At 58.4% G+C, this 12093-nt stretch carries 13 protein-coding genes; 9 read left to right on the top strand and 4 right to left on the bottom strand.

All coding sequences use genetic code 11. From position 1 onward, the window contains the following. Window positions 1-197 precede the first annotated feature (197 nt). Window positions 198-932 carry an extensin-like domain-containing protein gene (locus tag ACR3EP_RS02960; protein ID WP_480636249.1) on the top strand — a complete coding sequence of 245 codons (735 nt, stop codon included), beginning with the start codon at window positions 198-200 and terminating at the stop codon, window positions 930-932. Window positions 933-936: 4 nt separating this feature from the next. On the opposite strand, the gene ACR3EP_RS02955 is transcribed toward ACR3EP_RS02960, so the two are convergent. Next, window positions 937-1308, bottom strand: coding sequence for an OB-fold nucleic acid binding domain-containing protein (locus ACR3EP_RS02955; protein ID WP_480636247.1), 372 nt, complete (start codon window positions 1306-1308; stop codon window positions 937-939). A 127-nt stretch (window positions 1309-1435) separates the two neighbouring features. On the opposite strand from ACR3EP_RS02955, the gene ACR3EP_RS02950 reads away from it, so the two are divergent. Then, window positions 1436-1759 (top strand): 2Fe-2S iron-sulfur cluster-binding protein, encoded by a 324-nt coding sequence (locus ACR3EP_RS02950; protein WP_170348307.1) that lies wholly within the window; start codon window positions 1436-1438, stop codon window positions 1757-1759. After that, complete coding sequence (locus ACR3EP_RS02945) at window positions 1759-2547, top strand: FG-GAP repeat domain-containing protein (RefSeq protein WP_480636245.1); 789 nt, start codon at window positions 1759-1761, stop codon at window positions 2545-2547. Before ACR3EP_RS02950 ends, ACR3EP_RS02945 begins: the two co-directional genes overlap by 1 nt. A gap of 92 nt (window positions 2548-2639) precedes the next feature. Here ACR3EP_RS02945 and purD read toward each other — a convergent pair whose 3' ends face one another. Continuing rightward, window positions 2640-3902 carry a phosphoribosylamine--glycine ligase gene (gene purD, locus ACR3EP_RS02940; protein ID WP_170548250.1) on the bottom strand — a complete coding sequence of 421 codons (1263 nt, stop codon included), beginning with the start codon at window positions 3900-3902 and terminating at the stop codon, window positions 2640-2642. Window positions 3903-3977: 75 nt separating this feature from the next. Between purD and xseA the strand changes: the two genes are divergently transcribed. Continuing rightward, a complete protein-coding gene (gene xseA, locus ACR3EP_RS02935) occupies window positions 3978-5471 on the top strand; it encodes an exodeoxyribonuclease VII large subunit (protein WP_480636243.1) in 1494 nt (497 codons plus the stop codon). A 7-nt stretch (window positions 5472-5478) separates the two neighbouring features. Here xseA and ACR3EP_RS02930 read toward each other — a convergent pair whose 3' ends face one another. After that, the gene (locus ACR3EP_RS02930; protein ID WP_170348303.1) at window positions 5479-5874 is read right to left on the bottom strand and encodes a hypothetical protein; all 396 of its coding nucleotides are present in this window, start codon (window positions 5872-5874) and stop codon (window positions 5479-5481) included. Window positions 5875-5998: 124 nt separating this feature from the next. On the opposite strand from ACR3EP_RS02930, the gene ACR3EP_RS02925 reads away from it, so the two are divergent. The 5 genes from ACR3EP_RS02925 to ACR3EP_RS02905 all read left to right on the top strand — a co-directional run bounded on the left by ACR3EP_RS02925 (window position 5999) and on the right by ACR3EP_RS02905 (window position 10303). Further along, complete coding sequence (locus tag ACR3EP_RS02925) at window positions 5999-6637, top strand: lysoplasmalogenase (RefSeq protein WP_480636242.1); 639 nt, start codon at window positions 5999-6001, stop codon at window positions 6635-6637. 83 nt (window positions 6638-6720) lie between these two features. Then, the gene (ftsY, locus tag ACR3EP_RS02920; RefSeq protein ID WP_480636240.1) at window positions 6721-7884 is read left to right on the top strand and encodes a signal recognition particle-docking protein FtsY; all 1164 of its coding nucleotides are present in this window, start codon (window positions 6721-6723) and stop codon (window positions 7882-7884) included. Window positions 7885-7969: 85 nt separating this feature from the next. Next, window positions 7970-8872 (top strand): EamA family transporter, encoded by a 903-nt coding sequence (locus ACR3EP_RS02915; RefSeq protein ID WP_170348300.1) that lies wholly within the window; start codon window positions 7970-7972, stop codon window positions 8870-8872. A gap of 16 nt (window positions 8873-8888) precedes the next feature. Further along, entirely contained in the window at window positions 8889-9494 is a 606-nt protein-coding gene (locus ACR3EP_RS02910; RefSeq protein WP_170357834.1) for an inner membrane-spanning protein YciB, read from the top strand. Window positions 9495-9634: 140 nt separating this feature from the next. Continuing rightward, window positions 9635-10303: a Crp/Fnr family transcriptional regulator gene (locus tag ACR3EP_RS02905; protein ID WP_170348298.1), complete on the top strand. Its 669-nt coding sequence runs from the start codon at window positions 9635-9637 to the stop codon at window positions 10301-10303. Between the two features lie 219 nt (window positions 10304-10522). Here ACR3EP_RS02905 and ACR3EP_RS02900 read toward each other — a convergent pair whose 3' ends face one another. Next, window positions 10523-11959: a DegQ family serine endoprotease gene (locus ACR3EP_RS02900; RefSeq protein WP_480638990.1), complete on the bottom strand. Its 1437-nt coding sequence runs from the start codon at window positions 11957-11959 to the stop codon at window positions 10523-10525. Window positions 11960-12093 lie beyond the last annotated feature (134 nt).

Below are 12093 nucleotides of genomic sequence, written 5' to 3'. Positions count from 1 at the left end.
CACAGAGCAATTTGTTCAAGCGATGAGAAATCCCTGCTATACTCTGGCTTTGAATAGGAAAAGGATTTTGCAAAGCCCAGACTGGTCCACGCCGCGACACCTGCTTTGAGGCTGATCAGGCGACCATTGGTCGGGCCGGAAAATGAACGAGTTGTTTTATGCGAGTTTTAACCCCTCTGTTTTTTTTATGCGCAGGTATGGCGAGTGCCGCGCCAGATTGCGAGGAGCCTGCGCAGGCTCAACCGCATGAACTGGTGGCCTATGACCCGTCCGCTGAATTGGACGTCCTGTTGGAGGAAGACGCCGCCGCAGCCCCCACCAAGCGCGAACTGACTGTATCCCCCAGACCGCGACTGCGACCCTGCAAATTCCGTCAGATCGAGGTTGGCCGCGAACGGATGCGCGATCGCGGTGCGGTGTGTGGTGACTGGACCATTCTCGGCGAGAGCCGAAAACCCTTTAGAGGAAAGTACAGGGGATGCGGCATTGCCGATCCCGTGCGTATCCGCGTGGTGTCTGATGTCTTTCTCAGCCAATTGGCGCTGATGGATTGCGAAACCGCCATCACGCTCAAGACTTGGCTGGAGAACACGGCCAAACCGACCTTTGCGGATCAGGGTGGCGGTTTGAAAGGAATTCGTCTGGCCGGCCATTATGCGTGCAAGACACAGAACAATCAGCCGCGCGCGCGAATGTCGGAACACGCCCGCGGTCGCGCGATTGATATCTCATCTTTCGTACTCATGGATGGCACTGTGATCACGGTACGCGACGGGTGGACAGCTGAAGATACAAGCGACGCCATGCGAGAGCTTCATGCAGGTGCTTGCGGTCTGTTCGGCACAGTTCTGGGTCCGGACGCCGACCGCTATCACAAAGGGCATTTCCATTTTGACACAGCGCGCCGCCGCAGCGGATCTGTTTGTCGCTAGAGGCCTAACCCTCCCCCCGTACCAATACATCCAGCATTGATGAGATATCCTCGATCTCTTCCGCGATCACATGGGTCACCGAATGCGCCCGCTGCATCCGGCCCGTGACCCGCAACAGGCGCCCGGAAATCACCGCGCGGCGGAATTGTTCGTAGATTTTCCGCCAGACGACCACGTTCACGATACCGGTCTCATCCTCAAGCGTGACAAAGATCACCCCCTTGGCTGTCCCCGGTCTCTGCCGCAGAATCACCAGCCCGGCGACAGCCACGCGCGCGCCTTCGGGCGGGTCGTCCAGCCGGTTGGCTGGCAAACAGGTCGGCGGGCGCGGCCAGTTCCAGTTTGAAACCGCAGGATGAACAGGGGCAACAAGCATGAGAACAAAAATAGAACAAACTGCAGGAAAGTCCAGACACGGCGTGTTGAGTCGCAAATGGTACTGGAAAGACCTAAACGCCTTCACTAAGGAAGAATTCGACAACCGAAAAAGGAAGACGCACGCAATGGCAAAGATCACCTATGTCGAGCATGGCGGTACCGAACATACAGTCGAGGTCGCCAACGGGCTGACAGTCATGGAAGGGGCCCGCGACAACAACATCCCCGGCATCGAGGCCGACTGCGGCGGCGCGTGCGCCTGCTCGACCTGCCACGTCTACATCCACCCCGACTGGGTCGAGAAAGTCCCAGGCAAGGATGACATGGAAGAAGACATGCTGGATTTTGCCTATGAGCCCGACCCGACCCGTTCGCGCCTGACCTGCCAGATCAAGGTCACGGATGAGTTGGACGGTCTGGTGGTACAGATGCCCGAAAAGCAGATCTAATGCTTTCCAAAGCGCCGCGTCTGTCCGCCCGTCTGTGGCAACATCGGGCACGCGGCGCGGTGCTGTCGTTGAGTGTGTGGCTGACGGGGATGGGACCAGCAACTGCAGACACCATCACAAGCGCCCGCTTCACTGAGCCAACGACACGCTATGCCCATGGCGTACTGGGCGACGACATCGAATATGGCGCGCTTGAACTCAAAGTTTCGAATACGTCAACTAAAACGCTCTTCATCCAGCCGGTATACAAACGCTCGGTTCTGACCATCAAGTTGCCGCTTGATCGCGTCTTTGAAGACCTCAGTCCCCGTCTGGTCGATATCAATCTAGATGGATCAAACGAAGTGATCGTCGTGGAGTCCAACGTCCATGCCGGTGCACAACTCGCAATCTATGATGCACGCGGAGAAAAGATCGCAGCCACGCCCCACATTGGGACCCGCTTTCGCTGGCTCGCTCCAATTGGCGCTGCAGATCTGGATGGTGACGGGCTAGTCGAGATTGCTTACATCGACCGCCCGCATCTAGCCAAAACCCTGCGCATTTGGCGATTTCAGAACAGCGCACTGACCGAGATCGCAACCCTACCCGGTCTGACCAATCACCAGATTGGAGAGGACTTCATCACCGGTGGCATTCGCAAATGCGGAGGAAACCGTGAAATTATTGTGGTCAACGCTGACTGGAGCAGCATTGTCAGCGTCAACTACGATGATGGCTGGAAAAAACGTGAACTGCTGCCCTTTACCCCATCCGCAATGAAAGGGGCACTGACCTGTCCAAAATAGAACCGACCGCAGCCCGCGCCAGCTGGCTGCCCGGCCCAAGGCCTTTGGCGGTGCATCTTTGATGCAGCGTCAGGACGCGGGAGCGTTTTGGATCAAAGCGCCCGCCAGCCAATGTCGCGACGGTAGAACCCATCAGGCCAGTCAATCCCGTCGACCGCCGCATAGGCCCGGTCCCGTGCCTCTTGCAATGTGCCTCCACGGGCAGTGACATTCAGTACGCGACCGCCAGAGGCCACGATCTGACCCTCCGAAGCCTTGGTTCCGGCGTGGAACACCATATTCCCGCTATCCTCGGGAAGGCCCTCCAGACCATTGATCACACTGCCCTTTTCGTACGCACCCGGATATCCGTTCGCCGCCATCACCACGGTCAGGGCATGATCATCCGCCCAGTTCACCCGCGCCTCGCCCAACCGGCCCTCGGCAGCGGCATGCATCAGGTCCATCGCCTGCGCACCGAGGCGCATCATAAGAACCTGACACTCGGGATCACCAAAGCGCACATTGTATTCTACCAACCGAGGCTGACCGTCCTTGATCATCAGACCGGCATAAAGGACGCCCTGAAACGGCATACCACGACGCTTCATTTCGGCCACGGTGGGCTTGATAATCTCTTCCATCGCGCGTTCTTCGATCTCAGCACTCAGAACCGGTGCTGGTGAATAGGCGCCCATACCGCCAGTATTCAGTCCGGTATCACCCTCGCCCACGCGCTTGTGGTCTTGTGCGGTGCCGACGGACAGGATGTTCTCGCCATCGCACAGCACGAACAGTGACGCCTCTTCTCCATCCATGAACTCTTCGATGACAACCTCGGCCCCTGCCCCGCCAAAAGCACCGCCGAACATGTCGTCGATGGCGTCCAGAGCGGTTTGGTCATCCATCGCCACGATCACGCCCTTGCCTGCGGCCAATCCATCGGCCTTGACGACAATCGGAGCCCCTTGTTCGCGAATATAGGCTTTGGCTGGTTCAGCCTCGGTAAACCGCGCATAGGCTGCGGTCGGTGCGCCCGACGCATCGCAGATTTCCTTGGTAAAACTTTTCGACGCCTCCAACTGGGCTGCCGCCGCAGAAGGCCCAAAAACCAGCACGCCTGCTTCGCGCAGGCGATCCGCCACGCCGGCAGCCAAGGGTGCCTCGGGGCCTACAATCACGAAGTCAATCGCGTTTTCCTCAGCAAAACTAACGACGTCCCCACCGTTCTCAATATTCAGCGCGGCACAATCCGCGATCTGCGCGATCCCGGCATTTCCCGGCGCCACGATCAGACGGTCACATTTGGGGTTCTGCATCACCGCCCAGGCCAGGCTGTGTTCCCGCCCACCACTGCCGAGAATGAGGATATTCATGAATGCTCTCCGATCTGCTTGGCCTCGCCTTGCGCGCGTTCTAAGCTGGCCGGGCATTTGACACAAGGCGCTGAAATGTCTGACCTGCTTGACGACCCCATTCCCGGCCAAAACACCCCTGAATACACTGTCTCGGACATCTCGGGCGAGGTGAAACGCACGCTAGAAGGTACGTTCGGTCGAATCCGTGTGCGCGGCGAGGTCGGGCGCGTGTTCAAGGCGCGCTCGGGTCATCTCTATTACGACATCAAGGATGACCGGAATGTGCTGGCCTGCACCACATGGAAAGGCCAGATCTCGGGCTTGTCCGTTGTCCCCGAAGAAGGGTTGGAGGTTGTGGTCACCGGTCGACTGACCGCATTTGGCGCGCAGTCGAAATACAACTTGAACGTCGATGAGGTCGCCGTTGCCGGGCAAGGCGCGCTGATGGCGTTGCTGGAGAAACGCAAGAAACAGCTTGAGGCCGAAGGGCTGTTTGCCCCCGAGCGTAAAAAACCGCTGCCCTACCTGCCACAGGTCATCGGTGTTGTGACCTCTCCCTCAGGGGCGGTGATCCGGGACATACTGCACCGCCTGCGGGATCGGTTCCCGCGTAAGGTTCTGATCTGGCCAGTCGCCGTGCAGGGGTCGAACTGTGCCCCCGAAGTTGCAAATGCGATCAAGGGGTTCAACAAATTAACACCCGGCGGGGCTCTGCCGCGCCCCGACCTGATCATCGTCGCCCGAGGCGGAGGATCGATCGAAGATCTGTGGGGCTTTAATGAGGAAATCGTGGCGCGCGCCGCTGCGGGATCAGATATCCCGCTGATCTCGGCCGTGGGGCACGAGACGGACACGACACTGATTGACTACGTCTCAGACCGTCGCGCGCCCACCCCGACCGCCGCCGCCGAACTGGCCGTACCTGTACGGATAGAGCTGCTGGCCTGGACCGGCGAACAAGGCGCACGTCTGTCGCGTGCCGCAACCGATGCGGTCCAACGTCGGTCGCAGCGCCTGCGCGACCTATCGCGTGCGCTACCGCGACCGGACAGCCTGTTGAACACCCCGCGCCAACGGCTTGATTTGATTGCAGATCGCCTGAACCCGGCGCTTGAGCGCGGTGTGCAGAACCGCCGCCTACAAGTGGTTAAACTTTCCGCCCATTTGCGCCCTTCGACCTTGCGCAACCTTGTTTCAAGCCGACAAGAATCCGTGCGAAATCTGTCGTCACGCCTGTCCTTGCGTCCCATTCAGCGTGAAATCGAGATACAGCGCCAATCCATCACCCGATTGGCTGAGCGTATGAATGCCGCCCAAACAACGCGTCTGGACCGGATGCGACAACAGCTGGACGCTACCGACCGCCTACGCGAAACGCTCAGCTACAAGGCAACGTTGCAACGGGGTTATGCCGTTGTCCGCGCCGAGGATCAGGTTGTCACGACAAAAGCTCAGGCTGCAAAGCATGGCTCACTTGAGATAGAGTTCGCCGATGGCGTGCTAACCACCGGTCAAACTGCTGCCCCACGATCAGCTACGAAAAAAACGCCCAAAAAAGACGCGCCAGATCAGGGTTCATTGTTCTGAGCCGATCTCAGACTCCAACATCCGGCCCATAGCAGATCATCTCTTCGTCGACATCCTCGGCCTCATAAAGCTCGGTTTCTTCCGGGTCGCCTTCGAATTGCGCGATCAGACCACCCCCTGATCGGGTGAACACCCAGCATTGTGGGTCCAGACGGTCTTCGTAGATGAAACAGATCTGGGCATCCTTTTCGTACCAGACGCCATGCTTGCAATCGCCATCCAGAAACGACCAGATGACGCGGCGATTGGGTAAGTACCGCTCAACGCCATATACCTGCCCCTGAAAACCGTAGAACAGGGTTTTCCCCCGCGTGTAGTCGTCAAAATCCGCACCCGACAGGGCTGATTGAGCCGTCGCTGAATACGCGGGCAGCAGAAGAAGAATCACAAGATATCTGAGCATAGCCACATTGTGTCAGAAGCAATTGTCCGGCGCCAATCACCATTTCCGCAGGATCCCTGCCTCAACGTCACGGTTGAGGTGAATCAACAACCCGTCACAAGCTGCTGAAAACGGAGAGGTATCTATGACAACTGTACTGTTCTGGCTCGCGGCTGCTTGTGCTTTGGCCTACCTACCGCTGTCGCCGCGTCCGGCCAGCACATTGCGATCCGTGTTGAAAACTGCATCCGTCGCACTGCTGGCCGTGACTGCCTTGTTGGGTGCAGGTCCGCTTCTTCTGGTGGTCGCCCTCTTATTGTGCGCCATTGGCGACGCACTGTTGTCGCGCGAAACTGACAGCACTTTCATGGCCGGGATTGGGGCCTTTGCCGCAGGTCACCTTGCATATATCGCCCTGTTTCTCACTCATCCTTCAAGCAATTTTGCCCTGATTTTCGACCAGCCTGGATATTTCTGGTCACTTATCATTCTGGGCATTGTCGCCGCCACCCTGTTGGCCCCACGGGCCGGGGACCTCAAAGGTCCTGTTCTGGGCTATATTCCGATCATTCTGGGGATGGGCGTCGCCGTACTGACCCTGTCCAAAACCGGTGCACTGAGATGGGCCTTGCCTGCAGCTCTGGCCTTCATTGCCTCGGATCTTATCTTGGCAACCGAAAAGTTCCTGCTGCCCAAGGGCCACCCCGCCCTGAAGATCACGCCTTATCTGGTCTGGCCATTTTATTGGGGTGCTCAGGCGGGTCTGCTGATTGCGTTCCTCTGACCCTTTGCAACTTGCGTTCCTCTGACCCTTTGCAACTGCCGCAAATCCGCATTAGGTGAGGGGAACACCTGCGGAGACCAAAAATGGCGTTTTTCTCAAAGCTCAAGGACAAGTTGTTCAAATCCTCGTCCCGCCTCGAACAGGGGCTTGAGGCCATTGTTGAAGATGGGGGCGAGGAAACAGTCGCACCCGACCCGATCATCCCGGACCCCGAGCCGCAGCCGGAACCTGTGCCGGAAGTTCCCCAACCAGTCCCAGAGGTGCCCGAACCTACGCCAGCGCCGCAACCGGTTGAGGTACCCGAGCCCGCGCCTGTTGATCCGACACCTGCCCCCCCGCCCCCCGAGGCGACACCTTCCAAAGGCGTATTGGGTCGATTGTTCGGGCGCAGCGAGGCCAAAACCGCCGTGCGCCGTACGCTGGACGACGACATGCTGGAACAGCTCGAGGAGCTGCTGATCGCCTCGGATATGGGCTTAGATACTGCCTTACGTGTCACCGCCAACATGGCCGAAGGGCGTTTTGGTCGCAAACTCTCGACCCAGGAAATCAAACAGCTTTTGGCGCAGGAAGTGGCCCGCGTAATGGAGCCAGTCGCCAAACCCCTGCCTATCTATGCCAAACGTCCGCAAGTGGTGCTGGTCGTCGGCGTGAACGGCTCAGGTAAAACCACAACGATCGGCAAACTGGCCAGCCAGTTCAAAGCTGCCGGCAAAAAGGTCGTGATCGCTGCAGGAGATACCTTCCGCGCTGCCGCTGTCGAACAGCTGCAAGTCTGGGGCGAACGCGCGGGCGTGCCCGTCCTGACCGCCCCTGAAGGGTCCGATCCGGCCAGCCTTGCCTTCGACGCGCTCACCAAGGCGCAAGAGGACGGAGCCGACCTGCTGATGATCGACACCGCCGGTCGGCTGCAAAACCGCGCCGACCTGATGGAAGAACTGGCTAAGATCGTCCGTGTTATCCGCAAGAAAGACGAAACCGCACCGCACAACACATTGCTGGTGCTGGACGCCACCACCGGTCAAAACGCGCTGAGCCAGGTGGAAACTTTCCGCAATCTAGCCGATGTCTCGGGCCTGGTGATGACCAAACTGGACGGCACGGCCAAGGGCGGCGTTCTGGTCGCACTGGCTGACAAGTTCGGCCTGCCCATTCACGCCATCGGCGTCGGAGAGCAGATTGATGACCTCGCTGCTTTCGACCCCGAAGAATTCGCCGCCGCGCTCACTGGTCTGGATCAGTCCTGAACCGCAGCTTTATCTGGCCTCAAATACTCTCTGGGGGTCTGGGGATGGAAAATCCCCGCCCCCTCCCAGCGAAATGATCTGACACTTGAGCGACTGGCTGATTTCTCTCGAAGGCACGGAAGCAGGCCATCAACTCGCCCTGGGGCTTGCTTTGATGGCCGCCTTTCTGCACGCAGTGTTCGGCGCCCTGCAAAAAGGCCGCCACGATCCATGGCTATCACGCGGTGCGATCGACGCTAGCTATTGCCTGATGGCCGCCCCGTTCGCTTTTTTTGTAGTACCGTGGCCTGAACCCTATATGTGGCCAATCTTTGCCACCGTCTGGCTGATCCATGTCGCCTACAAAGTTCTGCAGGCGATGGCCTATACCAAGGGCTCTTACACCGTCGTCTACCCAGTTGTCCGCGGCACAGGCCCCCTGTTCACCGTCATCGGTGCCTACCTGCTGTTCGGAGAAACATTCACCGGTACCCAGTGGTTCGGCGTGGCTGTTCTGCTGGCCGGTATCTTTGGATTGGCCGCCTATAACTTTCGGTTTCTCGAAACCAACCGCGACACGCTGGGCATAGCGCTGGTATTGGCCGTTTCGACCGGCTTGTTCGTGGCGCTTTACACCACCTATGACGCCTATGGCATCCGCGCCACTGCCGATCCGTTCACCTTTCTGGCCTGGTTCTTCATGATCGACGGTGCGACCATGCCGATCTATGCCTTTCTGAGATGGCGCGCGATGATCAATCGGCCTACCATTGGGCCCTTGATGCTGCGCGGCCTTGCAGGCGGCATTATCGCCCCGATGTCTTTCGGTGCCATCATGCTGGCCACAAGGCTCGACAAGGTCGGCGAAGCGGCAGTCCTACGTGAAACCTCAACCGTCTTTGCGGCCCTGATCGGATGGCTGGTGTTGAAGGAAACCGTGGGGCCAAGGCGGATTGCGCTGATGGCATTGATTGCACTTGGCGCCGTAATAGTTGAAATGGGCGGGTAAGCAGCAGGAAACCACTATGTCAGGCAAAAAAGAGATTAACCCGTTTCTGAAACAAGTGCTGGAGCTTGGGCCTCCACTGGCTTTTTTCTTCATCTACCTACGCCTGCGCGACGACAGCTTCCTGATCGGCGGCATCGAGTATTCCGGTTTTATCATTGCCACAATCCTTTTCGTGCCGCTGATGTTGGCCGCGATGGGGGTTCTTTGGTTCCTGACTGGTAAGCTCAGCCGGATACAGATTTTCACCGCATTCATGGTCATCTTCTTTGGCGGCCTGACCGCCTGGTTCAATGACGAGCGGTTTTTCAAAATGAAAACCACGCTGGTCTACGGCTTCTTTTCAATCATGCTTGGCATCGGTCTGCTGCAGGGCAAATCCTACCTCGCCTATGTTCTGGACGAAATGCTGCCCATGCGCCACGAGGGGTGGATGATCCTGACCAGACGCCTGTGCGGTTGCTTCGCCGTTCTGGCCGTGGCTAACGAATTTGTCTGGCGGACGATGTCCACCGACCTTTGGGTCAAGATCGAAACATTCGGCTTTCCCATAGCGCTGATGGTGTTTCTGATGCTGCAATTCAACCTGCTTCAAAGCTATATGGATGACCCCGACCACCAGTAGATGAACCGGTCGGGAAGGCGTTCGCCTCATACGTTTGCGATGGTTTGTCGGCCGAAGCCGACAAAATCCTTGGCTTAACGCCGAACCTGTGGAAAGTTGTGTCACCACCAAAACACTCACAGCCGGAGAATCTGGAACTCATGACGGCTTTCCCAGACAGCGGCTTCCTGTCCGAGGCATCCGACGGGTTGAAAGCCATGCTTTCCGCCCAGGCGACTGAAATCGCACTGGAACGTGGTGACGTCCTGTTTGAACAGGGTGACGAGGGTGACGCATTGTACGCCATTCTCGAAGGTACGCTTGAGGTGTCCTTTCTGGCCATGAGCGGCCGCAAGCTGTCGCTGACCCTTATGCGCCCTGGCGAAGTGTTTGGAGAGATTGCACTGTTCGACAGCGGCCCTCGCACAGCCACCATCGCCGCGGCAGAATCCTCGCGCATTTTGCGTGTCCGGCAGGGGGACGTGATGGAGCAAATTCGCCAGCATCCCGATCTGGCGGTCGACTTGATCCGATTGGCTGGTCTGCGCATGCGCTGGATGGGGTCGCAGCTGAATGAGCAGGTGTTCCTGCCGATGCCAATCCGGTTGGCCCGCAAGCTGTTACACCTGTCCGGACTTCAGGATGACCCTTCGACCCGGATCACCCTGTCGCAAAGCGAACTTGCCGAATTCGTTGGCGCCACGCGCGAGGCGGTGTCCAAGACGATCTCGACCTGGAAACGCGACAATGTGGTCGAAGCTTCGCGTGGCGGGTTGATGATTCAGGATTTCCAAGCCCTGCGCGAACTGGCAGAATCCGACCTGATCTGATCCCTGTGACCTGCTTCACAGACCTTTTACAACATCAAGTTTAATCTCTTAGTTGTTACCGTAGGAGGTCAGAGAATCATCCCCGATATCTGTCCACTGACCTCTCCCTGTATCAGAGCCATGCGCCTCCCCGGCGTGTGGCTCACCTTTTTTCTGCCCCCCAAAAACGCAAAAAAGCCGGAGCGATAACCCCGGCCTTTTCGTTTATTTAGGTGTCAGTTACTCGCCCAGGCTCAGCGCCACAAAGCGCGGTTCACCGCCACGGCGTACCAGCAACAGCAACGACTTGCGGCCTGCCTCGCGCGCTTCTTCCATACGGGCCTCTAGATCTTCAATCGAGCTGACCTTCTGCTGACCGGCTTCGGTAATCAGATCGCCGGAGCGCAGCCCCTTGGAATAAGCTTCGGACGCTTCGTCCACCGCAGTCACGACCAGCCCTTCTGCCTCCGCATCCAAATCAAGATCGGTGCGCAACGTATCTGTCAGGGGTGAAATCGTCAGGCCCAGAATATCGGCGTTTTCCTCAGGCGCGGCATCTGGTGTTTCCTCTTCCTCGCTATCCGCGCGTTCCGCATCCTCACGACGGCCCAGCGTGACCAGAACGGTCTGAGTGCCCCCGTCGCGATGCACCACAACACGAACCGACTTGCCAACCGTAGTCTCGCCCACCTGACGCACCAGACCGCGCGTATCTTCGACCTCGACCCCGTCAAAGCTGAGGATAACGTCACCCGCAAGCAGGCCCGCATCTTTGGCCGGACCGTCCGGTACATCGCTGATCAGCGCGCCGCCGGGTTTGTCCAGCCCCATCGCCTCGGCCATGTCCTCGGTCACGTCTTGAATGCGCACGCCCAGCCAGCCACGGCGGGTTTCACCGAATTCGCGCAGTTGGTCGACGACCTTAACGACCACGTTGGACGCCATCGAGAACCCGATCCCGATGGAGCCGCCATTGGGCGACAGGATCGCGGTGTTCACGCCAATCACCTCGCCGTTCATATTAAACAGCGGCCCGCCCGAGTTCCCCCGGTTAATGGCTGCGTCCGTCTGAATATAGTCGTCATAAGAACCGCTCAGCGCCCGGTTGCGGGCCGACACGATACCAGCCGAAACAGAAAAGCCCTGTCCCAGTGGGTTACCCATGGCAATCACCCAATCCCCCACACGCGCAATGTCGCTGTCACCGAATTGCACATATTGCAGCGGGCCCGAGGCTTCGACCTTGAGCAGCGCGATGTCTGTTTTTTCATCTGTGCCAATCACCTTGGCGGGCAACTCTTTCTTGGGCTGGCCGTCGCCTGGAAAGAATTCCACAAGGATTTCATCAGCTTCCGCAATGACGTGGTTGTTGGTGACGATATAACCGTCCTCGGAAATCACAAAACCCGATCCCAGCGCATTGCTGCGGCGTGGGCGGTCGCCCTCTTCACCATCTCGGTCCTGAAATTCGCGAAAGAAATCCTCGAACGGAGAGCCCTCGGGCACGATCCCTTGCGGGCCAGTTTGCCCTTCGATCAGGGTCGATGTGGTGATGTTCACCACTGCCGGGCTGATCTTTTCGGCCAGCGGCGCCAGGCTTTCGCTCCGCGCCTGCGCGGCGACGGATTGGGCCAGAACAAGCAACATCCCCGCAAAGGCCAACCACATCAGCCGCATGAAACCAACACTGTCGTCCCTTTGGACGGAAATACTGCGCGCTTGTGCCTGCACTTGGGAACTCCTTGTCGAACAACGTCATAAGGGTGCCGCATAGCAACCCCTCTTGGAAACCAATGTAGTCAGTTTACCCA

Source organism: Ruegeria sp. BB10 (genome assembly GCF_056535725.1).
The sequence above is the reverse complement of the archived record's forward strand: the minus strand, read 5'-3'. Positions and strand labels throughout refer to the sequence as shown.

Coding starts and splice junctions, on each gene's coding strand:
- ACR3EP_RS02955 (WP_480636247.1), bottom strand. CDS start 1,308: ATGCTTGTTGCCCCTGTTCATCCTGCGGTTTCAAACTGGAACTGGCCG.
- xseA (WP_480636243.1), top strand. CDS start 3,978: ATGTCTGACCTGCTTGACGACCCCATTCCCGGCCAAAACACCCCTGAA.
- ACR3EP_RS02905 (WP_170348298.1), top strand. CDS start 9,635: ATGACGGCTTTCCCAGACAGCGGCTTCCTGTCCGAGGCATCCGACGGG.
- ACR3EP_RS02945 (WP_480636245.1), top strand. CDS start 1,759: ATGCTTTCCAAAGCGCCGCGTCTGTCCGCCCGTCTGTGGCAACATCGG.
- ftsY (WP_480636240.1), top strand. CDS start 6,721: ATGGCGTTTTTCTCAAAGCTCAAGGACAAGTTGTTCAAATCCTCGTCC.
- ACR3EP_RS02910 (WP_170357834.1), top strand. CDS start 8,889: ATGTCAGGCAAAAAAGAGATTAACCCGTTTCTGAAACAAGTGCTGGAG.
- ACR3EP_RS02900 (WP_480638990.1), bottom strand. CDS start 11,959: ATGCGGCTGATGTGGTTGGCCTTTGCGGGGATGTTGCTTGTTCTGGCC.
- ACR3EP_RS02925 (WP_480636242.1), top strand. CDS start 5,999: ATGACAACTGTACTGTTCTGGCTCGCGGCTGCTTGTGCTTTGGCCTAC.
- ACR3EP_RS02950 (WP_170348307.1), top strand. CDS start 1,436: ATGGCAAAGATCACCTATGTCGAGCATGGCGGTACCGAACATACAGTC.
- purD (WP_170548250.1), bottom strand. CDS start 3,902: ATGAATATCCTCATTCTCGGCAGTGGTGGGCGGGAACACAGCCTGGCC.
- ACR3EP_RS02960 (WP_480636249.1), top strand. CDS start 198: ATGGCGAGTGCCGCGCCAGATTGCGAGGAGCCTGCGCAGGCTCAACCG.
- ACR3EP_RS02930 (WP_170348303.1), bottom strand. CDS start 5,874: ATGCTCAGATATCTTGTGATTCTTCTTCTGCTGCCCGCGTATTCAGCG.